The 25382-nt window shown below is 35.6% G+C and carries 27 protein-coding genes; all 27 read right to left on the bottom strand.

Annotation, left to right across the window (positions count from 1 at the left end):
• Nucleotide 1 precedes the first annotated feature (1 nt).
• Nucleotides 2-1579, bottom strand: coding sequence for a phage terminase large subunit (locus DWZ47_RS17900; protein WP_008647899.1), 1578 nt, complete (start codon nucleotides 1577-1579; stop codon nucleotides 2-4).
• 92 nt (nucleotides 1580-1671) lie between these two features.
• Nucleotides 1672-1998 (bottom strand): hypothetical protein, encoded by a 327-nt coding sequence (locus tag DWZ47_RS17895; protein ID WP_008768544.1) that lies wholly within the window; start codon nucleotides 1996-1998, stop codon nucleotides 1672-1674.
• A gap of 49 nt (nucleotides 1999-2047) precedes the next feature.
• Nucleotides 2048-2563 carry a hypothetical protein gene (locus DWZ47_RS17890; RefSeq protein ID WP_008647889.1) on the bottom strand — a complete coding sequence of 172 codons (516 nt, stop codon included), beginning with the start codon at nucleotides 2561-2563 and terminating at the stop codon, nucleotides 2048-2050.
• The gene (locus DWZ47_RS17885; RefSeq protein WP_032846307.1) at nucleotides 2560-2988 is read right to left on the bottom strand and encodes a DUF5675 family protein; all 429 of its coding nucleotides are present in this window, start codon (nucleotides 2986-2988) and stop codon (nucleotides 2560-2562) included. The genes DWZ47_RS17890 and DWZ47_RS17885 overlap by 4 nt, the downstream gene beginning before the upstream one ends.
• A 4-nt stretch (nucleotides 2989-2992) precedes the next feature.
• Nucleotides 2993-3673 carry a hypothetical protein gene (locus DWZ47_RS17880; RefSeq protein ID WP_008647886.1) on the bottom strand — a complete coding sequence of 227 codons (681 nt, stop codon included), beginning with the start codon at nucleotides 3671-3673 and terminating at the stop codon, nucleotides 2993-2995.
• A gap of 1 nt (nucleotide 3674) precedes the next feature.
• The gene (locus DWZ47_RS17875) at nucleotides 3675-3878 is read right to left on the bottom strand and encodes a hypothetical protein (RefSeq protein ID WP_117514023.1); all 204 of its coding nucleotides are present in this window, start codon (nucleotides 3876-3878) and stop codon (nucleotides 3675-3677) included.
• Between the two features lie 8 nt (nucleotides 3879-3886).
• Complete coding sequence (locus DWZ47_RS17870) at nucleotides 3887-4372, bottom strand: hypothetical protein (protein WP_008647884.1); 486 nt, start codon at nucleotides 4370-4372, stop codon at nucleotides 3887-3889.
• Between the two features lie 72 nt (nucleotides 4373-4444).
• On the bottom strand, nucleotides 4445-4726 hold the full coding sequence (locus tag DWZ47_RS17865; RefSeq protein ID WP_117514021.1) for a hypothetical protein: 282 nt from the start codon (nucleotides 4724-4726) through the stop codon (nucleotides 4445-4447).
• A gap of 3 nt (nucleotides 4727-4729) precedes the next feature.
• The gene (locus DWZ47_RS17860; protein WP_008647882.1) at nucleotides 4730-5503 is read right to left on the bottom strand and encodes a PolC-type DNA polymerase III; all 774 of its coding nucleotides are present in this window, start codon (nucleotides 5501-5503) and stop codon (nucleotides 4730-4732) included.
• Nucleotide 5504: 1 nt separating this feature from the next.
• Complete coding sequence (locus DWZ47_RS17855; protein WP_008647879.1) at nucleotides 5505-6032, bottom strand: ATP-binding cassette domain-containing protein; 528 nt, start codon at nucleotides 6030-6032, stop codon at nucleotides 5505-5507.
• On the bottom strand, nucleotides 6029-8224 hold the full coding sequence (locus tag DWZ47_RS17850; RefSeq protein ID WP_117514019.1) for a DNA polymerase III subunit alpha: 2196 nt from the start codon (nucleotides 8222-8224) through the stop codon (nucleotides 6029-6031). The genes DWZ47_RS17855 and DWZ47_RS17850 overlap by 4 nt, the downstream gene beginning before the upstream one ends.
• Before the next feature lie 6 nt (nucleotides 8225-8230).
• Nucleotides 8231-9532 (bottom strand): ATP-dependent RecD-like DNA helicase, encoded by a 1302-nt coding sequence (locus tag DWZ47_RS17845; protein ID WP_008768550.1) that lies wholly within the window; start codon nucleotides 9530-9532, stop codon nucleotides 8231-8233.
• A 206-nt stretch (nucleotides 9533-9738) separates the two neighbouring features.
• On the bottom strand, nucleotides 9739-11448 hold the full coding sequence (locus DWZ47_RS17835; RefSeq protein WP_117514017.1) for a PHP domain-containing protein: 1710 nt from the start codon (nucleotides 11446-11448) through the stop codon (nucleotides 9739-9741).
• Nucleotides 11449-11450: 2 nt separating this feature from the next.
• The gene (locus DWZ47_RS17830; protein ID WP_117514015.1) at nucleotides 11451-12488 is read right to left on the bottom strand and encodes a toprim domain-containing protein; all 1038 of its coding nucleotides are present in this window, start codon (nucleotides 12486-12488) and stop codon (nucleotides 11451-11453) included.
• Between the two features lies 1 nt (nucleotide 12489).
• On the bottom strand, nucleotides 12490-13845 hold the full coding sequence (locus tag DWZ47_RS17825) for a DnaB-like helicase C-terminal domain-containing protein (RefSeq protein WP_008647873.1): 1356 nt from the start codon (nucleotides 13843-13845) through the stop codon (nucleotides 12490-12492).
• Nucleotides 13829-14434, bottom strand: coding sequence for a hypothetical protein (locus DWZ47_RS17820; RefSeq protein ID WP_225684202.1), 606 nt, complete (start codon nucleotides 14432-14434; stop codon nucleotides 13829-13831). The genes DWZ47_RS17825 and DWZ47_RS17820 overlap by 17 nt, the downstream gene beginning before the upstream one ends.
• Nucleotides 14400-15044: an RNA polymerase sigma factor gene (locus tag DWZ47_RS17815; RefSeq protein WP_050396634.1), complete on the bottom strand. Its 645-nt coding sequence runs from the start codon at nucleotides 15042-15044 to the stop codon at nucleotides 14400-14402. The genes DWZ47_RS17820 and DWZ47_RS17815 overlap by 35 nt, the downstream gene beginning before the upstream one ends.
• A 240-nt stretch (nucleotides 15045-15284) precedes the next feature.
• On the bottom strand, nucleotides 15285-15785 hold the full coding sequence (locus tag DWZ47_RS17810) for a crossover junction endodeoxyribonuclease RuvC (RefSeq protein ID WP_008647870.1): 501 nt from the start codon (nucleotides 15783-15785) through the stop codon (nucleotides 15285-15287).
• Nucleotides 15782-18100 (bottom strand): hypothetical protein, encoded by a 2319-nt coding sequence (locus DWZ47_RS17805; protein ID WP_109115698.1) that lies wholly within the window; start codon nucleotides 18098-18100, stop codon nucleotides 15782-15784. Before DWZ47_RS17805 ends, DWZ47_RS17810 begins: the two co-directional genes overlap by 4 nt.
• Nucleotide 18101: 1 nt before the next feature.
• On the bottom strand, nucleotides 18102-19148 hold the full coding sequence (locus tag DWZ47_RS17800; RefSeq protein WP_109115699.1) for an exonuclease SbcCD subunit D: 1047 nt from the start codon (nucleotides 19146-19148) through the stop codon (nucleotides 18102-18104).
• 72 nt (nucleotides 19149-19220) lie between these two features.
• On the bottom strand, nucleotides 19221-20585 hold the full coding sequence (locus DWZ47_RS17795; protein WP_109115700.1) for a hypothetical protein: 1365 nt from the start codon (nucleotides 20583-20585) through the stop codon (nucleotides 19221-19223).
• 10 nt (nucleotides 20586-20595) lie between these two features.
• Nucleotides 20596-21072 carry a hypothetical protein gene (locus tag DWZ47_RS17790; protein WP_117514013.1) on the bottom strand — a complete coding sequence of 159 codons (477 nt, stop codon included), beginning with the start codon at nucleotides 21070-21072 and terminating at the stop codon, nucleotides 20596-20598.
• 120 nt (nucleotides 21073-21192) lie between these two features.
• The gene (locus DWZ47_RS17785; RefSeq protein WP_008768558.1) at nucleotides 21193-21675 is read right to left on the bottom strand and encodes a 4Fe-4S cluster-binding domain-containing protein; all 483 of its coding nucleotides are present in this window, start codon (nucleotides 21673-21675) and stop codon (nucleotides 21193-21195) included.
• Nucleotides 21672-23873 carry an anaerobic ribonucleoside-triphosphate reductase gene (gene nrdD, locus DWZ47_RS17780; protein ID WP_008768559.1) on the bottom strand — a complete coding sequence of 734 codons (2202 nt, stop codon included), beginning with the start codon at nucleotides 23871-23873 and terminating at the stop codon, nucleotides 21672-21674. The genes DWZ47_RS17785 and nrdD overlap by 4 nt, the downstream gene beginning before the upstream one ends.
• A gap of 2 nt (nucleotides 23874-23875) precedes the next feature.
• A complete protein-coding gene (locus DWZ47_RS17775) occupies nucleotides 23876-24439 on the bottom strand; it encodes an FAD-dependent thymidylate synthase (protein ID WP_008768560.1) in 564 nt (187 codons plus the stop codon).
• An 8-nt stretch (nucleotides 24440-24447) separates the two neighbouring features.
• On the bottom strand, nucleotides 24448-24804 hold the full coding sequence (locus DWZ47_RS31395) for a GIY-YIG nuclease family protein (RefSeq protein ID WP_008647857.1): 357 nt from the start codon (nucleotides 24802-24804) through the stop codon (nucleotides 24448-24450).
• Nucleotides 24805-24931: 127 nt separating this feature from the next.
• Nucleotides 24932-25297, bottom strand: coding sequence for a hypothetical protein (locus tag DWZ47_RS17765; RefSeq protein WP_032555565.1), 366 nt, complete (start codon nucleotides 25295-25297; stop codon nucleotides 24932-24934).
• Between the last annotated feature and the right edge of the window lie 85 nt (nucleotides 25298-25382).

Below are 25382 nucleotides of genomic sequence, written 5' to 3'. Positions count from 1 at the left end.
ATTAATATTCAAAAGTGTTATAGACTGGTGCTGTATATGTTTCAATTGTTGTCTTTTGATTTTGGAACCGTCTCCATGAGTCGCAGAGAAACAATACCAATACATAATCCAAGATGTCCGATAAGTGCCCGTATTTTTCTTCTTTTCCACCCGTTTTGGGGTTTAATACTTTTTTCTTGGATTTGGTGCCGTCAGAGTTCTTCTGCTGGTATATCATATCTTCAGTAAATTTACGACACCGTAGGTCTGCCATGAATTTCCAACCGTCAAACCCGTTTAATATTGCATTAACAAACTCCAACCTGGTACTTTGTGGCGGCTGCTTCTGAAGCAATTTTATACGTGGCCTTAGCACATTATTTTTCATATTGTCCACTATAATAGTATAGTTGTTGACACCTTCTTCTGTTTGCGTGCTACGTGCTAATCCTGCTGGGTCTCCTGTTATAATTATTCCACCTATATGCTGATTCTGGAGGTGTTTGTCCCTTATTTTTTGAGATAATTTTGGGGTATTGTTTTCTTTGTTCTCTGGTTTACCTAAATTTTCTTCCAGCAGATATATTTCTTTCTTCTCATAATTAATCTGCAACTCCATCTCACTCATATATGGAGCGACATTAAAGTCCCATCCTGATATGATTGGTTTCATCGGATCATAAACTTTTTCCCGTAACCGTTCAATAAGATGTTTTTCGCCATCAAAATTCCAATATGCAGCCATAAGATTTGAGTCAACAAAATCCCAGTTTCCATATAAAAGCCTTTCTCGTGTTGCTCGATCTGTAATTTTGTTTAATGCTGCAACATAGGTCTGTACAAACTGAATATCTGGATTATCAAAAACAGAGAATGGTACGTATGCTTCGCCTTCTTTGCATAATACAGGATTTCCTTCATCGTCTTGAACAAAACGCGAACGTACCCAATTGATGCAAGGGTTGGTTGACATCATCATTCTAGCAGTTTTAAATGTTTCTGCTGTGCGCCAACGAAGACGAGAAAATAATACCTCAATAGCTCTTTCTGAAATCTCTGATACCTCATCTATGAATGCAATAGTATATTCTGAAGACCCGAAACGTTCAAAGTTTGGATCTGAAGGTAAGTCAACCATTTCTTGCATGATGATGACTGAATCATTCCAAAATGTCAATATCCCATCCAGATTGTTTATTTTGTAATTCACCCCTTCTTTTAGCCCCCATTCCTTACATACTTTCTTTATGGTATTCCAAGTAGAACCTTTCAAGCTCTTTAAGGTTTTACGAGCTACAACGGCACGTATATCTGGAAATCTCATACAGCTACTAACAAGCCAGCAGCTTCCTAAATAAGATTTTCCACCTCCGGCTGCACCGCCTCCTAAAATAAGTTGTGGTAGATTCTCAGAGCCGCATGATGTGCAATATGGTTTATATTGTGGGTTTCCTTTAATATCATGTCCGACCATTTTTTGTGATATATGCCCTCCACAATGAGGGCAATAGTCGGGTTGAAGTAATTTCCATAATTCATATTGTTTGGGAGATGGCTTGAAATCAATTTTTATGTTTGGTGCTTTTAATCCTACAGCCATATTGTTAATTTAAAACAATAAATGGGAATCCGTACAGTAAGACAGATTCCCATTCGTATGGAAGATATGATTGTGAGTAAAGAAGTAAGAAATCAATTTTGTGCTTCGTTATAGATGCGTTCAACTACAGCCCACATTTCATCTGGCATTTGTTGTTCTGCAATAGCTTCACAAGACCTACGCATATAATCCAGTTCTTCTTTAGAAAATTCTACCACTAATGGGGTTTCTGCGTCTTTTTGAACGTTCCATTCAATTCGCTTTTCTTCCTTTTTTTCGACTATTTCATAGTCCTTTCTGTCTTGCTCTGAAATAGCAATTTTTCGGGCGATAGACTTTTTCAAATTAAAATCCATAAAATTTCCCCGTTCTGGAAAAATAGAAGGAATAAGCAATCTATCTTTAATATGTAAATCCATAACTTCTTAATGTTTTATCAAGAATAGTCTTTTGCTATAGAGGTGGTTGTTATAAATGATATGATTTTTTGATTTTAACAAGAAATATTGTTATTAGCATTGTAATTATTGCCGATAGATAAATCTTATCTTTATGTAAATCCCACCAACTTAATTCTATAGTCTTTCCTGACGATTTGCTAAGTTCATTAACCCTTTGGTATAGAGAGTCTAGCTTGGATGATATTTGTGAAATGGATATTGATAATGTTTCAGCTGATTCTGTATGCTCGGTATCTTGTTTGTTTATATTAGTTATGCTTTGCTTTATTGGATATTGTTTCCCGGTAGAGTCTGGCATTGATAAATACACAGTTTTATTTTCTAACTTTAAATTACTCAATTTGTCTGCCGTTACTTTAGATTGTTTGTCAATATCCATGTGAAGAGAATCCAGTGAGTTGCGAAGTTGTTGCAGTTCACTGGAGTAATCTATCTGTTGTTGATGCTCCGTATTTTTAGAAGTAGCGCATGAACCGAGTAACAGAATACAAAGAATACAACTTATGATAGTAATTGGTTTCATACAATACTGATAGTAATTGGTTCCCCTTTTTTTTGTGCCTCTTCAATCTTTCTGTTAAGGCAATCAGAAGTATATCTTGATTCAGATAATCGACCTACCGCTGAATTTTTTCCCACTAAAATACAACCAGCACTGTCTGCGGCGGTATTGCCACTATGTATGAGAATACCTTCAAAATGAGGAACGTTTAATAATCTTGGGAGATTACGACCAAATTTTGGAGACCAATTATAGATTATCTTATAAGTACCATACGGAATTGCCGACTCTCCATAAACTTTTTTTTCTCCATTATCGAATATTCCATTTTTATTTTTATCAACTATTTTGTCTTCTAGTGTATTACAGAAAAACTCATTGTTGATATATAGTCTGCCAATTGTATAAGCCTCTTTTGGCCATAGACGTTCTAATCTTAATTCCATAGTCTTAATCATTTATTTGTGATAGTAATGTGGCTACTTTTATGCCACTGCTTCTGATATGTTTTCCAACCAGTTGTTTGTCCATCTTTTTACCGTTACAAAACGATAGACCAATAATTCCAGCGGGCTTTTCTCCATCATACAATGTTAATAAGGCTATTTCGCTAATGTCGTTGGCTTGAAATTTGTAATACAAGCGTTGGTCTATTTTTTGAATATCATCCAACCCACCATAAAAATATCCATCGTCCAATACTTTTGCCACAAGTTTGTATTTTGATAAGCTAAAATCCGCATAGTCTTCGTCAACATTTGATATACTATCCCTAACTTCTTCAATTCGCATCGAACCGAAAAGGAATGGCAATCCTGTTGTCAGATTTTTACTTCCATTATGAAATTCTATTAACCATGCCCGGTCAGCATTAGTGGTAAATATCATTTTAGATAAAATATGGCGAATATTGGAATCCGCAGATAACCTTGTATTTACTAGATGGTCATGTTGGGCAGTTGTTATTTCGGACATGCGATCCAAAAGATACTTTGGATTTAATGCGAAAAATATGATGTAACCGCTTAAAAACAACAGAAATAGTCCTTTTATAATGCTGAAAAAGCCATATCTCTTTTGTAGGTTAAGCAATTTTTGAAGCCATCCGATGCCTTTATCCAACTGTTCCATATTAATGTGAAGTAATTTGTACTGATTGGGTTGGGATAAACCATTCTAGTTCATTTGCAAATGGCTCATTTAAGCGTACCCATACGCCTTTTGTTTTTTGATTTTGATTCTTTTTAATAATAACCCCATCCCTTCCAATTAACTTTTTCAATTTCCATTCTTTCAATAAAGGGGAGGCAATGATTGTAATTTTTCGTCCTACCATTTGTTCTTTTATTCAACATTATTATCATTATTAGATTGAGGAACAATGACATTGAAAACAATACCAGAGTCACCGTTACCTTTCAATTCAACTTTACTTTCTTGTGCTACCTTTACTGGATACATTTCCATTAAAGCTTTTGATGCTTGCACAGCTACAGAACGTAATGGAGCTGGTGATAGCTCTGTGCCTCTTCGATCTGTATATTTTGCTGTAGAAGTTTCGTCTATAATATGCAGTAGTTTTTCTGTTAGACGAGCTTTTAGGTCGGCTGTTTCATAATTAGCGATAGCTCGCAACTGATTGATATACTCTTGTACATCATCCCGTGCCATTAATTGTTTTGCCTTTCTTAAAGAGGTATGACTGGAATCATAGAATATATCTTCGTAGCATTTGCGAGCATTTCCGGCATAAGGGTCACAGCCGAAAATGAATAACTCGCAAAAATCAATTTCTTGTTTATTCAACGATTCTGGTTTCTTTAGTTCCATTCTTTAATTGTATTAAAGCCCAGCCGATATGTTCAACTGGGCTTGGTTTACTAAGAATAGCTAGGAAAGGTCTTATGAGTTTGTTTTTTCAACGTTACTTTCTAATAAATCTTGCATAACAACCCGTCTGAATAGGTCCTTGAGTCCATCTAGCATACTTTCTATATCTGCAATATTCTGTAACTTATCCCGATTAAAATTTATTTGTAAATCATATCCGGAAATTTCCATAATAGTTTCATGGGTATCTTCGGTTTGTACAGCTAGGATTCTTCGGTCTGAAAGAGTGTTGAACACTACTTCTGGCTCCAGTCCAATTGATTGCACTTGTTGCTTTTCTTCTTCTGTTACCATATTTTATATTTTGAAATGAACACGTGATTTTTCTGTTTTGGTCATAACCATACTACCATCATCTATGCCGGAAGCATTACGCATCCTTTGGGAACATACCATAGCCACATTGGTCGTTGCTGTTACATCAGCATCTGCATCATGGGCATCATCTAGTTCGATACCAAATTTTTCTGCCATGATTTCCAATTTATAACTGCTCATGCCATCTAAATGAGATAAAGCCAATTGTCCTAAAACGATTGTGTCTATATATAAAGGCTGGAAGTGCCCATAGAAATCTGTTTCTCCTCTCATTAATTTGGCAAATTCTTTCATTTGTCCTCCATATTCCATTAACTGTTGCATGAATCCTATATCAAATCCAATGTTTTGACCAATTAAGAAGGGTTTTATGTTGCGACCTTTTGATAATATGTTTTTGCGGATAAAATCAATAACCTCTGCCGCAACTTGCTTGATGTCCATACCAAGAGATTCTAACATATCCATTGTTATGGCGGAATAAGTCAGAGCTTTTTCTTCATATTTCATGGGCTGTTCATCGTCTTTATCAAATTTACTCTTCAATACTTTACGTTTAGCCACACCTTTATCCGGCTGTTTATTATATGGGGATATGTATTTTACATATCTGTCAATTGTTTCAAAAGTATCTATACGTACTGCATGGATTGCAATCTGGGTACATGCGCAATCTTGGCAGTCCAAACCGCCAGTCTCAAAGTCTAAGGTAAAAGCCACGATAATTGGCTTTTCGTTATTAGGAGTTGCCATATTATTTTAATAAACTTAGTGTGAGTTGTTTAACTTTTTGTTTAAATTCTTCGAGTGAATAATTATTATGAATAACATAATCATATTCATTTAAAGGTATCTCTATACGATTCAAATCGCGTTCACATCGCTGTTGGTCGATTCCACAATTTATACGATCATCCATACTTCTGTCGATATATACAGAAAATATAATAAATGAGTTTGGAAATTTTTCTTTTAAATATTTCAGACCTTTTTCATCAATTACGTATGTACATATCTTCTGCTTTGCCTGTTGCAATGTAGCCCAATATTCATGTTCGCCGAATTGTGTATAAGCTATCATTTCAGACATTTGGGGCTTGTCTTCCGGAGTTACAAACCAATGTTCTTTTCCATTTGTTTCTTCTTCCCTCATGGGACGTGTTGTATATGATACTATTGTTGGAATGCCGTTTTCAGACATGATGTTTGCCATTGTTGTCTTACCGCTTCCAGATGGTCCGACAATAGTTATAATAATTGGTATATTTGCTTTTATTTTCATAATATGTCTATAATTGAAGATTTATATAACTGAAGATTGTTTCCACCTGTATAGTCACTGTACTTGACTTGGGCGGAACATATAAGCATTTTGTTCTTTGCACTGCTAAGAGAACCACCCTTACAAAGTGTTGCCCGGACATTCATCCATTCATCATTCCAGATGACCATTTCTACCAGATCATTGTTTTGTTGAAGTAAAAGTTTGCAGAAAACTCGATTCTCACCTGTTTTCTTGTCTTTAAACTTTTTCTCCTCAATATCTACAATGTTAGCACAAATAGCAACGCGTTTTCCATCATAATCGGGGTCTTGTATGTTTTTTAAAAGTGCCCAAGATGCTTTTCCTTTTATTTGGGGCTTTGCTTCTGAATTGTCATAAATACGTTTATAGTCGATAGCTCCAATGCCACTAATTGCGATTTGCTGTTGACTCCAGAAATAATGTTTGTTTCTCAAATCTTCCGGTATATCTTTTTCGGATATTTCAAAACCTAAACATTTTGCGGCTTTTTCTAAAATGGCATATCGTTCTATGACTGATTGGGCATTTTCTACTTTGTCAAAACATCCGGATAATATTAAATGACGGACATGTCTTGCATTAACTGGGCATTTAGTAGCTTCATTCGGGTTGTCTGGATCATCCCAATATTTGTACAGCTTTAATTTATACCGGAATATTCGTTCTATAAAGTTTTCAATAGAACTAAATTCTCCGCGTACATTTCGTTCGTTTATAATCCATTCTGTAGCTTTAGCTCCCAACATTTTAATACGAGAAAGAGACCAAAAAATTTTATTGGTTTCATAGTCTGTAATAAAGGTTCCGCCACTTACATTTATATCTGGTGGAACTATTTTTGCTTCACTGCATAGTTCCATCTCACTCATTAATGTAGGAATTTCATCATCTTTAGCCCATTGAAGAGCTATGGTATAAAAAGCTGTAGGGTAATTGGCTTTAAGGTAGGCTCCGGCATAGGCGGTAACAGCGTAAGCGGTTGCATGACTTTTGTTAAAAAGATAACCACCAGCTACCTCAAACATGTGCCATATTGCTTCTGCATCTTCTTTTGGGCAACCATTTTCATTAGCTCCGGCCATAAACTTGTCTCGTAAGGCAAGAATCTTATCTACTTTTTTCTTGGATATAAGTTTTACCAATTTGACACCTTCACTTAAACTGAATTTTCCAACTTCGCGTGCAATCTGTGCTAGCTGTTCCTGGTAACACAGCACACCATAAGTATTCTTCATGGCATTGTATGTTCCCCATAGATATACAGGATCTGCATCTCCCAATTTGCAGTCTACATATTTATCTGTAGATCCGGAATCTAGTGTTGCTGGACGAAATAAGGCATTGGCTGCGATTAAATCTTCAATTTTATCTGGTTGCATACTTACCAAAAATTTAGTCATCCCTTTAGATGAAAACTGGAAGATATTTTGGGTGTATCCCTTTTGCAGTAGTTGATATACTTTAGGATCATCTAGTCCGCTTTGCACGATATTTTGAAAAGTAATATCGGTATGATATTTATCATTACATATATTGATGACAGCTTGTAGTTTTGACAATTCCTTAATACCAAGACAGTCATTTTTTAGTAATCCCTGTTCGTCTAATGAATAACCGTCAAATTCAGAAATCAACACACCGTCTATTTTTTTTATAGGAGTAAAATCAAAGCATTCCAAATCTTTTCCATCTTTTGAATCTGGGGTTACTAGTAGGGCAGAGGCATGAACTGATGAAGAACGAGGTTGTCCCATCAAAGTACGAATATCTTCAATTACTTGTGGGTATTCCATTATGAAGCTATGTACCTTTTTATTAGTAGCAGCCATTGTAAACAGGTCTGTCCAGCTCATATTGTCATCTTCAAATATAGCTGTGATATAATTTACAATATTTACCGGAACTCGATGTACACGCGCTACATCTTTAAGCACTGCTTTCAACTTTAAAGTCGTAAAGGTTCCGGCAGAAAACACACGTTGTTTACCATCATGGTTATAACGGCGTTCAATATACTCTTTTACCTCTTGTCTACGGTCTGATTGGAAGTCTACATCCACATCTGGAAGGGAACCTCCAGGACCTTGCAAATAACCACTGTCCACAAAACAATCTATGGCTTTCACCTCTGTTGAAGATGTTTTATATTTAACTGATATGACTTTCATTTTTAATTAATCTAACCGTTTACCATAATAGTTACCTTCTGATTTGTATGCCCTTTCAAAATCAATTAGAGCATATTCTGGAATAATCATTTGTTTGGTGATAAAAGCATCTGAAACGATGCCTTCCAGCGTTCTACATCGGCTAAGGGCTACATATAGTTGTCCAGGACAAAAAGTATGTGATACATGAATGATAATTTTATCGAATGTAAGTCCTTGGCTTTTATGAATGGTAATGGCCCATGCCAATGTTAATGGGAATTGAGTACATGAACCAATTTCTTCTTTTACAATCTCATTATCTTTTAAAGTATATTGCGTATTACTCCATGTATAACGCTCAAATTTGATAGTCCGGCCATTATCCATACGTACTGTAATTACGTTATCTTCTAATGCGGTCACAATTCCAAGCATACCATTATAATAACCCTTTAATGAGTCGTTAACCAATGACATAACTCTTGCCCCAACTCGAAGTTTTAAATGTAAATCACATGGTATAGATGATTCTGGGAACTTATCCTTGATAACTATATCATAGTTTCGTATCTCTTGTTCCCCTAATTTGTCGGCATTAATTTTCTCAACATCAGCTTTGTGTGTACAAATATGGATGTATTCGTTATCATAACTGCTACTAATTTTGCGGTCTTTCAATTCGCTTAATAAATCCAGTTCATCGGATGTTACTTGGTAATTACGAATATTGTTGAGTACATTAATAAATTCAGGTTCTGTTTGCCTGAATATTTTTGTTAGCTCTACAATGTGGAAACCTGTGCGTTTGAAAACTAAGGCGTTGAAAAAGAAAAAGCCATCATAAAAGTCAGACAATATTTCTCTTTCTTGTTTCTTTGTTACTGGAGGCAATTGAAAAAGATCGCCAAACATTACTACTTGTACACCGCCAAATGGTTCATCACTTTCGTAAACCCACCGTAGTTTGCGATCAATGGTGTCCAGAATATCTGGACGTACCATGCTTATTTCATCAATAATCAGCAACTCCATTTTGAGCAATAGTTCTACCTTGTATTCTGAAAATTTGTTTTCCAGTCGGTCGTAAGGCGTAATAGGTCCAAAAGGAATGCCAAATAGACTATGCAATGTAACGCCCCCTGCATTAATGGCTGCTATGCCTGTTGGGGCAGCTACAATGCAATTCTTCCCGGATTTTTCAATTAGATATTTTAGAAATGTAGTCTTTCCAGAACCGGCTTTACCTGTTACGAATACATTATTCTCATCATCTTGAATGAGATTCATTATTTTTTGCATCTCTTCTGTCAAAATCATATCTTCCATACCTTTTTATTTTTCGATTTTTACATATAAATTGCAATGACAAACATCATGTTCTCTATACGAACTGCACGGACATCGTTTGTCTTCGGAGTCATTGTGGCATGGACACTCGCCATTATTGGCTTCACATCTTTTGAGGATGGCATTAACTACCTTGTCATTGGGATTTAAATCCCATCCCACTTTTCTTAAAATTGGAATCATAATCAAATTTCGTTTAGAGTAAATAAAAGATCTCGATTATCAAATTGAATATCATCGTCAGTTTGCAGTTCATCTGCATATACTACAATAGGATCATCCATTCCGGCACGTTTCACAAGTAACTGTGCGTCTTTGTCTATTTTATAAGTTTTATGATTTTCTAATGTAACTTCGATATATTGATTGGAATCTACGTCATCTCCAATAATGGTTACATCTGAAGGGTATAGTCCGGCACGTTCAGGGAGAAGGAAGCGTTCAAATAACAAATCGTATTTTATTGGATCTATAAGTGTTATTCCTAATAGGTATAAAACTAGACACCCTCCAGCAGAACCACGTCCGCATCCCACTAATATTCCATTTTTGCGTGCCCAATTAACAGTATCATATTGTACGAGCATGTAATCTACGTTGTTGGTTGATTCCAATACATAAATCTCATAATCTAATTGTTTGCGATATATATCTTCTTTACCTTTGGGGACCAGTTTGTTGAACCCATCTTCCAGCAAATCCAAAAACATTTCATGTCGGTTGGCGTACTTTGATTTTTCATTGTCAGCCATGTCATATTGAGGCATAAAGTTGCGTTCAATTTCATATCTAGCTTTTGCCCCTTCAGCAATCTTAACAGTATTTTCACACGCCCAATTGAATATATCCTCTATGTCCCATTTGTGTTCATCAAACAAGCCAGACATAGTAGTCCAATGTTCGTCCAAGTCCTTAAAATATTGGTCATCACTTTGTTCATGTGCTGCCCCTTCAGCAATTTTGTTAAGGATGATTTTGTTTTTTGCATCATCTTTGTCCAAATAATAGCAGTCACAAATTAATACTGGAGGTAGATCGCCTGTATCATATATGTAGTCAAAGTAACATTTTGTGGCATCTAGTACTTTAATATCAATACGTTCAGCTTTGAATTCCGATAAATCTAATTGATAAAAGCAATCGTCAAAACTATCGAAAAAACGGTCAAGATTATTACCTATTTCTTTCAACCAAAATGACGCATATTTGCTAAATACAATTATATTACCGGCTCCATGTTTTAGAAGATCTTGTAAATCAATGATTTTATTTTCTGAATCTACATTTATACATTTTTGAATTCTAAGCAAATTTTGAAGTCCTTCTTGTGACTGACAGTATATTTTGGCATCTATCTTTTCGATACCATCAGTGAATGTAAGTGAATATCCAAACACCCATTGAATGCCAGCAGCTTCACACTCTTTTTGAAGAATAAGGGTTGCTGCCATTGTATTGTAATCACAAATACCTAATGCGGATTGTCCTAAGTATTTGGCTTTTTTTATCCAATCTGTTAGCGAAAAACTTCCATTGAGCAATTCAAAAGGGGTATGTATGCCTAAGTTTACAAATTCTTGGGCATGGTTTAATGGCTTCCTATTGCCTACATACTTTAAAATTTGAAATTCAAAGTCTTTTCTTGTGTCATAATAATACCAGTTGTCTCCAAATTGAAATACTATATAATTAATGTCTTCTTCTTGTAATGTTTGAATGTTTTCCATTGTATTGAACTTGATATTGTTGTCAGTATCAGTACGGAAGATGGACTTAATCATACTAGTATCTTCATAGTACATTTTACCAAAGCCCGTGATTTCAATAACATCTTCATCTATGATATTGAAACACATCTTATTATTATCTAGCCAATTTAATAAATCAGGATTCATATTTAAATTTTGTTTAATTTATATTCGGTTAAAGTTTTCAGTCTGAAAGCGAATGTGTCATATATCTCCCAAAAGTCCATGCTGTCGAAATCTTGGCTGGAATCTTCTATATCGGCAACATAGCAATCAAAATATTCATTTAGTTGATCACCTGTCTTTTTTATAGCTTCTGTAGCGTCTCCATCATATCCAATGACTATTGTATGAACCCCTTTTGCCTGTAACTTATAAATTTGTGTATCAGAGATTTTCTTCCCGAACGTAGCAACAACAGCCACAGATGGGTTATTATACAGGTTTAATTTTCGCGTAAGTGCAATGACATCAAACACTCCTTCTACAAGGATTACGGTATCTGTTTCGTCTTCAATTATACTATCATAGTTGTATAATAATTTGACAAAATCGTTTTCAGTACTATTCCTATAACGCATAATTTGGAATTTTCCATTATGACTTGCTTTACGGTTATATTCATCAATATCAGCTTTATCCCAAATATGCCGAGAAATATACCCAACAATATCTCCACTGTCTATAATCGGAAATATTACATAATCATTAAACTTGAAGTTCATGTTACGTGTAGTGCCGACTGGAAAGAAATCATAATCTTCTTCAGTAAATCCACGTTTTCTTAAATACCGATTAAAATGAGTGCGCTTATAATATTCAGGCATTTCCACAACACACAGAGAGTCATCTATTTCCCTGTCATCGTTTTCCAGAAAAGAAAAATCATTAATTTTTTTATCTCCATCAAGATCAAAAGTATCTGTTATAATTAAGTCCTGACGGCCTATATCTGTTAGCAATTGTTCTAATGTCTGGGTTGAACGTCCACACGAAAAGCAGTGTGCCATAAAAGGCTTTTTCCTTTCGGTTGCTTTACCTATATATATACCGTATTTCCCCCCTTCATGCCCACAATAAGGGCACTGGGGGACAATCAAGTTCTTTCCGCTACCATCCGGTTTTGCATGTAGTTCAATAGAAAGTTCTTGGATTATATACTCTTTTTCTTCTTTACTCAATTCCATATTACGCAACTTTGCTGATATTTAATGTTCTTGCTCTGTCATAAAAACATTCGTTATCATAATCAGTAGCAATTTTAAATGGGTCTCCTTTTTTGAAGAATCGTGATTTTGCAACATTTAGGCGCATGACATTTTCGCGCATTTCATTGATGCTTTGATTAAGAGTAATAAGATGAGTCATTGGTCTGCTCAAACCTTTGGCTTCTGAACAATTATATTCAGTCAATACATTTTGTTCATCGTTAAGCCACTCTCTATTTTCTATAGTTGCCTGATAAGTCACAACCATCCAGACATTTTCGTCACCTGCCAAGTCCTTTAAATCATTAGCTACAGCAACTCGTTTGTGGCGTTCTCCATTTTCTGACCATCTACGTCCGCTGGAATCTGTTAGCAAATCCATAGAATCTATGATAACAACGTCTGGAGATATGCCATAGATTTTTTTGTATTCAGCAATACCATTTTTTATATCAATGGTAGACACTTGATTAGCGAACTTTGGAAAGGATTTGACTTTTAGGGTGCCAGACATTGCTTTGATTTCTTGTATCATTCGTTCTAATTCCCGGTCTTTTAGTGTACCAGTACTATAACGATAAGAATTACAGGAAACTAGTGACGCGGCATAAGCATCCACAACTTCATCTTCAGAACCTTCTAACTGGAAATGAAGTACGTTTAATCCGTCTATTTGAGAGGCGCATTTTCCAATCCAACGTGCGGCATGACTTTTCCCAACACCAGTAGGGGCTAAGAGGCATGTTAATTGAGTACGTAAATCTCGTCCACCGTTCATTTCATCCAGACCATCAATATAAAATCTGGTGATTGGTTTAAATCTTGACTCTTGATTGTGTTTTTCTCTATTACGCCTAAAACGGGATTCAAAGGTTTCGACTACATCAACAAAAGAGTTTTGACGCAAGCTGAAATCATTTTGCCATTCTGCAAATGATTGGAGCAACTTCATTGCTTTGTCACGATCCTGTTTTGCATAAAGTTCACCTATCTCTTTGTAAGTCTTTTGAAATTTTACTTGTCTTAGATAATTTTCAAACTGTTCCAATATAATTTCCGGCTCAACTCCTTCGGCGCAGTCTTTTATATCTTCTAAAAGTGCTGAAACCTCTCTGTTGACAGAAACTATCTGGCTGATAATATTAAGGGTAGGAGATGATTTGTGTTCTGCGAAGTATTTGCACAGATACCCCTGCAATGCTTGAAAATCTCTACCAGGCAGGTACGATTTCTGCATATATTCACACACTAAGCTACATACATAGTCGTATGTAAAACAAGCGTAATATAATTCAAATAAGAAATCTTCTGTTAATACGTTATCTTCTTTCGCCATATTCTTCGAGTCTTATTCGGTATAACTCTGGATATTTTATCGCGGTTTCTTGCTTGCATTTCTCAACATTTGTGCATATTTGACATGCTGGAGAGAATGGACTCCACATCAATGTGGATGTAGAGCATATTAGAAACCCAATATCTGTGTTGATACTCCGTTTCTTAGTGCATTCTTCAGATGGCATATAAATATACTTAGACTGAGGATGCTCTTTTTTACAGATTAGTGAATTTAGATAGGCTCTGGTTAGATTGGCTTCAGATAACCATTGGTCTTCCAGATATTGCTTGGATTTGGAAGACATTGATAGATATTTTTGAAGAGCGGTAGTCCCAAATGTTTTTGGAGCTAATGTACGTTGATATTGGGCATTCCTGTTTTTATGAAGCTGGAATACACAATAGTCTACAAGTCGTGAAGTATTAAATTCTCCACCACAAATTTGAGTAAAGTTGACAATAAATTTGGATAGTTGGCGTTTGGCTTGCCCTCCCTCTGGGAATGAGAAGGAGGGGTCTACCAAACGCTTGGCTATTTCTGTATATACTGTCTTAATCTGTTTCGTCAGTCGTTCTTCTTTTTCCATCACGAGTCAATAGTTGTTGAAGTTGTTGACGCGCCAAGAATAATCGACTTTTGACAGTTTCGATATTGCGAGATTCTAAGGCACCGTTCCGATATTCGATTTCGGCAATTTCTTTGAGTTTATATCCTGCCTGTTGATACAAAAGTGCGCTTCTGTATTGTGGTTTCAACTGTTTTAATGCAGCTAAAACATCATCACTGTATAACTCTTGATAATTGTCAATACCCATTACGTTAGAGCTTACTTCGTCAAAATCTACAATAGATTCACTGGAAGAAAATGTTTCCACATCGTTATCATCACTCAACATGTCTTGATGCCTTTTTTTACGTTGATCCAAATCAAAAACACATCGTTTGGTTACAATATGGAGCCATGTTTGTACAGAACGCTCTGGATTATATGTCTCGATATATTTATACATGTTGGTAAGCACTTCTATGTAATTGTCTTCTATGTCAGAAGGATTAAAAGTATAGCGCATACATAACTTGTATATCATTCGGTTGTACGGTGTTACGTATTTATCAAATAGGGCTTTTCGCCGTGCAGCTACTTCATCACTTATTATTATGGGTTCTGTGGTAACTGCTGAGTATGTCTCTTCCACGCCTCTTGAACATTGAACACAAACAAGTGATCCGAGTTCATCAATTTGTGGACTTTACAATACTTCTTCCACTTATTATTACTAGAGATAAAATTACTTCTTACCTCGTTGTCTGTTGGCTGGGGTTGTTTACTAAGGAATTCGTAAAAATCTCCTAGCAAGCTTCCTAGCATCATTAAATGGGGCTGGCCTTCTCTTTGTTGCCTACGCCTTATGTTTCTTGCGTAACTCATTTTCTGTCTAAAGTTTGTATATTCTTACATAATATTTGAAGATGTGGGTTGCATCAGCCATGTTGTCATCGACTGGTGTAATATTCCATCGTTTGATGCAATATTCAATCATCTTCTTTTTGTCAGCTTTTCCGTCACCGGTAGCCCATTTTTTTACTGTGCTAACGTTTATGAATTTTGGTTCCGGGAGTCCAAGCTGGGCGCATATCAGATATAATATGCCTCTAAATTCGGATAGTTTTCGCGCTGCAATGAAATGCTTTGAAACGCATACATCTTCAGCGATAATCAATTTGATGTTGTATTTTTGGATAAATTCAACCAGTGTGTCATAAAACATTTTATGTTGCTCGGTCGCATTTTTGCCTTTTCTTTGGGTAAAATTCCATGTTCCCGATTCATGGGTTGAGTAATATCCACAGTGCTCTGCTATATCTAATGCAAGCACATTATCACGTGTAATTTGATTTATTGACTCATTTTTAATGTTTTTTGATTCGTTAATCATTCTATGTATGAAACGCCATTAAGTTTATTGACTACAGTCTTGTATGGGTAGCCTTCAGCTATATTTCCATGACTGACTACCAAAGATGTAATCTGTAATTGATTGAGGGCATCAAAAATGTTGGAAAGCCCTTGTTCGTCAGTGGCTTCTAATATTTCATCAAGTATCAGGAGATCTAGTCCTTTATCGTCATCGCAATTTACATTGGTAAGTTTGTGCATTGCCAAAATATTAGCTAGATTAACTCTTGCTTTTTCACCTTCTGAAAATTTATCAAAAGAGCCACAATCTACACCATCGCGAATAAGAGAAATGGAAATCTTATCTCTGATTTTTCCGCTTTTTAAGACTGTAAAACCGGAAAATGCAATACGAATGTCACTACCAATGGCTTCCAGAAACTCGTTAGTTATGTGACTAAGAGCATCAATTTTAGTATTAGCCAGATGGGTTTTAAATTCAGTAAAGGTTGCTTCTTGCTCTTTATATGAATTTAATTTCCGTTCAATAGTTTCTTTTTCAGAAATGGCTAATACCAATTCTTTCTCATATTTTTTCTTGTTGGCTTTGAGAGATTCTATCATGTCAGTTTCGGAAGAGTTTTCGATGTCACGAATAGATTCTTCGTATGACTGAATAGCTCCATTAGCATTGTTAATATTCAACTCGGCCTGCTTTGCTTCGTATTCTTGCTTTCTAATAGCTTCATCTAATATTGCATAAGAATCATCAAATAAATTAGTACGCGCATCATCAATGGATTTCTGAAGGGTATTCATTTGATGCTGGAGGTTTTGCATTTTATTGGTTAAATAAGACGTATTACGTGATAATTCATCCAATGCCGTACAAGTCTCGGTAATCTTATTCGACCATTCTATTTTACTGCGATTCAATTCATCCTGTTCTTTACGAGCTTCGCGTCCTTTTGTTGTAATATCTGAAATGCGTTTTTCATTAGCCTCAATATTTTGGAGAATGTCTTGTGTCTCTCCATTTCGGTCTTGCAATCTTAGTTTAACCTCGTTTATATCTATATCATTAGCCAATGTGAATTCATGTTGACATTTAGGACAAACGATAATTCCGGCAAGTTGTTTTTGGAGGCTGGCTATATCTGCTTCCAACTTAGTCCTTTGTGATCTAAGATTACTATTCTCGGCATCCAACTTTTTAATAGAATCCAATAATTCATTTATTTGATTCTCAATTTTGGTGGATTTCTTTTTGAAGTTTTCTTGAAACTTCTCATGTTGTTTTAACAGCTTCTCATAAGAGGATTTGGCTGTTGCAATCTTTTTCTCATGCTGAATCAGCTGTTGTTGTACATTGGAATATTCTGTTGTAACAACCTCCAATTCTTTCTGATTTTTAATTGATATAGCTGCAAAATCCTTAGGTAATGGCAAAGCGCATGAAGTAAAACGTTCTGAAATAATTTCAAAACATGCACCGGTATCTTTTTTACTGTTTTCCAGTTTTTGCAATACTTCATCTGTTTTATCATATTGCTCCAGTAACTCGTCACTTTTATTTATGAGAACATTTTGCTCACGGATATAAGCTCTTTTCCCGGCAATAGCTTCATTCCAGTTTGCTATACGTTCAGCTTTCTTTTGTGAACGCTCTGTTGATTCTGTAATAGCTGTGTTGATTTGCTCTTGTAATGTTTCAACACGTCCGGTATGATTCGCTACATTCAATTCTGCTTGTTTTAATGATTCTTGAATCGGTATCATATCCTCTTGTAATGCAGCGATAGATTCATCCACCATTACACCATTACTGAAACGATTAATGATTTCTTTTTTCTCGCGATCAGAACTGGAGAGAAATGACGAATATTTGTGCTTAGAAAGAATGAAGTTTGAGAAAACATCATCTTTAGTCAGCCCCAGTGTTTCAAGTATAAATTTATTGTAATCTGCAACTCCGGCTTGTTCTATATGTTTTATGTTACAATCAGTTTCATCATCATATATAGAAACTTTGATTATCTGTGCTGTTTTACGGGAGATAACACGTTTAATAGATAAGTACTCTCCTGTAGTATTATTCTGGAGCAAAAGGGAAACGGTCGCTTCATCTTCTGCATCATTGATTATCTCATCCATTTTTATTCTACGAAGAGTTTCTCCGGTTATCCCAATGGCGATTGCTTCTAACATAGCAGATTTTCCGGAACCATTTGAACCTTGCGAATCATTATCCATATTGTTGCCAAAAATCAGCGTTGTATGTTTTTGCAACAATGTATAATCCAATTGCTTAAAGGCGCATAGATTTTTTGCGTAAACTTGTCTTAATGTCCACATACTAACTGATTTTATCGAGGTATTGCAACCCCATTTCTATATTTATGATTCCTTTGTTAGCACAAAAACTAGTATATTCTTGTTTAATACCAGATTTGTCGAATTTTTTATCTAAAGAGTGGGCTGTTGTTTCTGTAATTTCTACGTCTTCAGTAACAATTTCCACTTTTGAAGATCCCGCTTCCAGAAGTTTTTGTTTATCAATATTTGGAGCTTCTTGGCTTGTACAACTGATTCTTGTTTTAATCTTGTATCTTCCATCCGCTTTCATATCATCCAGCTTATCAATTAGTTTTGAATTGATTTGACTAGCTTTTATGTCCAAAACTTTGTAGCGAATATTAACTTGGTTCTTTATGAATTCATGGCTACCATCATCATATATAATGGTATAGCCCTTTTCTTCATCTTCGCCAAAATTATGTTGCCTGGAAGAACCTATGTATTCAATGTTGGTACCTTTGATAATACAACGATTGTGATAATGTCCTACAAGAACTGTATCAAAATCACTGAAAATGTTCGTGGGCAGTTCTTTTTCATTAGGCGTGCTAAGTGCCCCGTTTATTCCTTCGTGAATATATAGGATATTATGTACAGACGCGTTCAATTCCGCCTTTACCATTTTTTTCAGCCGTTCTACGAAACTTCCGTTTTCTGGAAAATAGCTCATTATATATAGTTCTACATCGTTGCTAATATTAATAATCGAATAGTCATCAACAACATAGACATGGGGGTATTCACTAAACAAATGACTATACCCTAGAACTGATTCCTGGTCAACTTTACAATGATTTCCTTCGGCAACGGTAATGCTTATTCCGGCTTTAGTGGCTTTTATGATAGCTTGGCGAACAGCCATGAGTGTGCTAAGTGTTTGAGAAGAGCGTGATAACCACAAATCTCCACCAATTATCATATCTTCAATCCCATATTGATCGCATATATATAAAGCCTCGTCCCAGTTTTTTTGAAATTCTGGAATATTGTCTTTTGATACATGTATATCATTCAACAATAAGGCACTTGGTATTTTCTTGCTCATTGTGATTCAATTTAAATAGGGACATATTAATATTAGTTAGATATGCCCCTATAATGCTAATACAAAAATGAATTATCTTCTTCTACGTTCAGGACGTGCGGCTCTGCGTTCACGGACTGGGTTTGCAGCCGGTTCATTGGTGTCGTCATTATGTTCACCACGTCTACGAACAGTATGAGTAGGAGCGGGGGTTGGTTCTGGTTCCTCTTCCGGTTCTGGCTCTAAAGGCGTGTCTTCCGGTTTGGTGTCGTTTTGTGTATTGTCATCTTCGTTGTTGCTGCCATCTTTAGCAACTTCCAACGCGTCTTCAATGTCATTCAGCAAATCTTCATTTGTTTTTCCACGAGTGACACGGACATTTAGCTCATTGGCATCAATATATTCGCGAATTGCATCACGTAAGTCTTGCCCTTCTTCGCTCTTATCACCAATACCGCGTTCATTTAGTTTTTCCCAGAGGTTCCACAATGAATCCAATTCGTTGTCTGATGGTTCCTCATTATCACCGCTGTTACGTTCTTTTTTGTCAAAAGAGAAATGGGATTTATCATCAGGATGAAGCTCCATTTTAATCTTTTCAATAGCTTCTGTGATCTCTTTGCTGCTCATCACATCCATTTCCATTTTAGCATCGTATTGCTTCAAGAACTCAATGGTAGCCTCCATGTGGAAACGTGAGTAACGGTAAATAGCTGCCGGGATACGCTGTGTTTCCAACAACGAACTGACTTCCTCTTCAGATAGAGGTTCGGCACCGGAAATTGTATCAATGTTGAATGTGTAAGTGGTTTTCTTGTTTTCCTCTTTACGAGTAATTTCTACCGGGAAAGCATCTTCCAAAGAAGAGATAGGGCACAAACATTTAGGATTCTTTTCCAGAAGCTTCTTCCATATAGCCAGTTTGCGATCCTCCAAATCTTTGTATTGTGAATAAGACAGGATAAGTAAATGAATACCTTCTTCACGGTTGTCCAAATCTAAAATATACATGGCACGTTGAGAGTTCCATTTTAGACCACCATCAAAGCCTGAACCTTTAATCTTTTTCATCAATTTTTCATCACTGCCATACTTATTTTCAGCAACTTGAAGATAAGTGTCAATTAGGTCTACAGATAATCCGGCATAGCTGGAATGACAGATATTTACAAAGAACTGTTTGTCTTTTTTTCCTGTTGGACGTGGGTTGTCCAGTTTCAACACCTGTGTTTTGACCGGATATTCGTACCCCTTACGTTCTAATTTGTAAGAACCGTCTGGTTGCTCGGCTGGTGCCAAGGGAAGGATACGCACAGTATAAGTTCCTGCGGAATCCATACGGAAATGTTTGGTACGTTGAAATGATTGGCTCTCATCGGTACTTTTTTTTACCGCCTCTTCATAAGTTTCTTGATTCTCCGCAAAGAGGGCATACGGATTTTTAATCATCTCTTCCATAAAATGAAAATTATTTGTTTAATTTAGAGAGGGGAAGATTCCACTGTTCGGTATAAGCTCCAGCCCAAAGTTCTTTTGCTTCTGGCATTTTGGTTTTATCTTTCAACATAACCTTAATACCCCATTCAGTGTTTACATGATGAATGATTCTCTCAATAACTTCATTCATCTCACTTGCTTTTTCATTTTTGAGGTAAAAGTATTCATACTTTTCACCTCCGGGAAGATCACAGACATGAATCGGAGCATAAATTTCCTCAAAATATCTGTATAGGGCATCTACTGGCGGGTGTGTAGGCAATTGTTCTGAAATTGTCTTCAGTACTACACCAAATAGATACTTCAATTGTGGTAGAGATTTGTTTTTGGTATCGTCCATAATAAGAATGGTGTAATCACCATCTTTCAAATTTCCAATAGCCAATTCGATCTCTTGTTTTGCTGCCTTATTGTCTTGCACAATAAGACGTGCTTGACCATGCAACATACTATCATTTTTCAAAGAACACTGCAAAGATAATTGTATCAATTTAACTATCAAAATAAAACCAAAAATATTTTTTGAATAAAAATATATATTACTGTGTTACAGATGTATAATATATATTTAATTATTATATTGATTATTTGTAAAATAAGAAGTAATATCAAATAGGTTAATATCATTCTCCCTTTTAACAACTTGATATAATCTTTGGTTAGTGTTCGGATTATTAAGAGGTCCCTTGCTGGATATATACGGGCCTAATTTAATATAATGAAAGAAATCAAGTTTGATCTCTTCGGATAATTTATCTCGTCCAGAATACCAGCCAATTTTTAAATTAGGATAGTTATGATAAAGGTATTCGGCTAATTTATTTATATATGCCGGATTTGCATCACCGCCCATAAATAATATAGCTGTTATTCCTTTATTTTTGCGTATCAATTGTTGAAGTGCTTCTTTTGTTAATGATTCTCCTATATCCTGTGACAGATAAGAAGAGTGGCACCCGATGCAGGCGCATGGGCAACCACTTATATTTATTGCCAAAGTAATTTCATTAGGCAATTCTTGAAACACTATTTTTGTATCTACATATTTCATACCTGGGATTTACCATCACTATATATACGGTTTCTAGCCTCTTGTTGTCGATCACTTCCAAATGCTTTTGTTGGGCGTAAATATCCGATAACTCGTGTATATTGAGTAATATTATGGCTACCACAACAAGGGCAAGTATCAATGGGTCTTTTTATGATTTTGCCACAATCTTCACATTTACTGTTTGGTATATTAAAGGTAAAGTAATTGGTTCCATTGGCTATGGCAAAATCAATTAATTTCAGATACTGCTCTTTTGATAAATGATCTTCCAAATTAATGTGAGCTGCCGAGCCTCCATCAGTGTACTGATAGGTTTGGTGCCCATGTAATATAAATTTATCTAGTATAGAAGTGTCATCATGGGCATTATAAAAATATGAGTTATATAAATTCTCATCCTCTGGAACAACATATCCACCTTCTTTATCCCATTTATAATTCTTTCCTCCCAGTCCTTCTGCTGGCACAACTTCTGAATTAAACAAGAAAGGTCGTTTTCTGTCATGGATAGAATGCAGTTTATTTTGTTCTTTAATAGTGCCCAAAATGAGTTGAAGGAACTCAATATATTCCGGGTTATTACTTACCTTCATTCCCAAGAATCTAGCGGCTTCATTCAACCCATTGATGCCTATGGTGCTATATAATTTACTGATATGAATATAACCGCCATTTGAAGCGGCAAACATTCCCTTGTCTTCAAGGTCGTATAGCATTGTCTTGAAAGCAATATGATACTTATAGACTCTTTCCAAAATCCTAGTTACATAGTTCTTTAAATCATTTTCAATTACTGTTACACGTAAGGGATTACCTATAAGTTTCTTACCCTTAATTAAAGGTGTTCCATTTAATGTGTGGGTCAATGCCCAATCTTGAACGATTCTATTGATATTCAAAGTAATCACATTACAACTACCTGTCATAACACCGGTCAAGCCAGAAGTGGGGCTAAAGGTATTTTCTGCCAATTCATTTCTAAGCCTACAGCATGATGCAAGGCTGTCTGCACTATCGGAAATATAAGTAAAGAACGAGTGCCCTTCCGCATACATTTCGGCACAAAGTTGTTTGTAATTTAGGTCGATTATATCATCGCCATTATGAACCATCGCAAAAGTTTCTACCGGAAAGGTTAATACTTGCTTTAAACGTATTTGATTAAACCATTTCATAAACATACGTTGCAATGTATCAATAGCTATCCATTCAGGCTTACTTCCATCCGGATAACAAAATTCTCCAAAGAGCGATGTGAAATATGTATGGTCATAATAAGAAATATTTGTAAATGGGCTTTGATAGCTACGATTTCCGGCTGGTTGGTTAACGCCCCACACAAACTGTTTGAACGCTTTCAGGATATTATCACGTACTGTTCTTTTAATTAAGCAATGTGGCGAGGAAGCCTCGCAGTCAAGTTTTTCATACCATTTATCTCCAAACTCTTTAACTACATAGTAATTTAGTGCAATGAAATATTCACCTACGGCTACCGCTCCTTTACATTGGGAAGAAAGTAAGAATATCAAGTTGGTTATTTGCCCACTAAACGACTGTAAATCGTTAGGCTCTGAAGGGGTAACACCATCAATATTGCCTACGCCTTCTGTTAGTAATGGATACAAACTAACCGCCATACAATATTGTTTTAATACTGGCGTAGATGCTTCATCATGTGTATAAATAATATGATTATCAAGATCTGTTTCGTATTGCTTTGCTACTTCTGGAAAGAGAATGTTCAACTCATCTTTCATACGTTGGCGTTGGATTATCCGATTAGTAGTTTTATAGACTTCACCTTCCAAGTTAGCTACATTTTTCATAGTTACATTAGCATTCCCATCGGTTTCTGATGAAGAAGCTGCATTGTCTGTTGATTGACTATATTGATTCATATAATCAATACGTTCTTTGACAAAACGCGTACTTTTACGTTGTTCACGATATAGGATAAAAGTCTTGGCTATATCATAATATCCAAATTGCATTAATACGCGTTCTACGTAATCTTGGATGGTTTCTACAGATACGGGAACATTAGTGTAGGTAAGGCTAATTAATTTATCAACCGATTTTACAATTGCTGGGTCGTATTCAACTTGTTTGCTATCAAAGGCTTTTTTTATCGCATTTCCTATTTTTTCTAGGTCAAAATCTACAATTTGACCTGTTCTTTTTTGTACTTTCATAATTATTCAGTCTTTCTATATTTTTCAACAGCTTCATGGAATTGATGAGTATTGGCATATCCGCAACATTTTAGCTCTGGACAAAAACCGCGATAAACACATGTTGGCACACACTTACTAACAAGAACCGGATCTATCTTTTTTAGTTCTTGCAACATTGCTGTCCATGCTTCTCTAGTTTCTTTTGAAGCACAATTACATAAACGTACTCGTGAAATAGCCATTATTTCTTGTGCATTTGCAGTCATATCCATTTCATTTAATTCTCCTTGCAAATGTTCTCCTCTAGGAATTTGTGAACCGGTACGATCCGGTCGTTGAGTATGAACAAACTTTTCACATCCTATATGATGACGAACGAAATGCACTGTTACCCATTGAGGTATTTGTTCCCATGTCCATTCATATTCTACCAAACGAATGGGAGAATGTTCTGCTAATAACATTTTTGCTTTCCATGAGTCTGAAGGTTCTTTTTTTAATGCTGACTTTCCTACGGTTCTGCGTGCTGCATTTAAAGCACGGCTCCAAGAAGTAACCGCATTTAGTCTAGTTACTTTAATCATATTTTCCTCTATGTTAAACTTGAAATAATAGATTCTACAGTCCGTATTAGACTGGATTCATCACTTGTGAATTTAAACCATTCTGTATGTCCGTTTTTGTAGAAAGGATGAGAAACCTTTAACTTAGCAAAACTGTTGAGTATATAATACTCACAATAGCCACACTTCTCCCAAACTTTTATAATTTTAATTGTTCGTTGATCAGTGTGGCTATTATAATACAGCTTACTAATACGATTTTTTACATCCTCGCTTGTTGCTCCAATTTTATATAATCCAGTTGCTTCGCATTTTAATAGGTACAGTTTTTTAGGAGCTGGGGTAGGACATGGTAAAGGCTTGAAAAAGCGCGATACCTTGTGCATGAATTTACTGTGTTAAAAGTCAATATAAAAGATCGTGTGTATCAATTGTGATGCGAAATTACTAATTATTTTCTTATTTACAAGATTATAGATATAAAAAAGTATCTAAATTGATTTATATAAATTATCAAATTAGATACTTTTTAAATCTTATATGTATATAATATAATTCCTTATTTGCGTTTGTATGAATACTATATGGAGGTCTTAAACCATACTTTTTATAATCCATTAAGCATCTCCAGAACTTAGCCTTTTTGAAGAATATGTCATCTGAAGCATAACTTATTGCTTCAATCAGTTCCGGAGATGGTGCATGAATTTTTAGGAAGTCAGATACTTCCATTAATAGTTTATATTCTATAGGAACTTCATGTTTCATCAGAAATCCGATCCGTGTCTGGTCGAAGTTTTTCAGACTGTGCCCCTTTGGTCTTCCGGGCTTTTTTTTGCGGCGTTTTGGTTTCTTTCTGCTGTTCGGAAACGTTTTCATTAGGTTTATTTTTTTGAGACGATGTTGACCGAGAATTTAAAAGTTGACTCTCAATATCAACGCTAATATTAATAATCTTCATAAT

The organism is Bacteroides sp. AF32-8BH (genome assembly GCF_003435205.1).
Taxonomy (GTDB): domain Bacteria; phylum Bacteroidota; class Bacteroidia; order Bacteroidales; family Bacteroidaceae; genus Bacteroides; species Bacteroides ovatus.
Note: the sequence above shows the minus strand (reverse complement) of the source record. Positions and strands in the feature narration are given on the sequence as shown.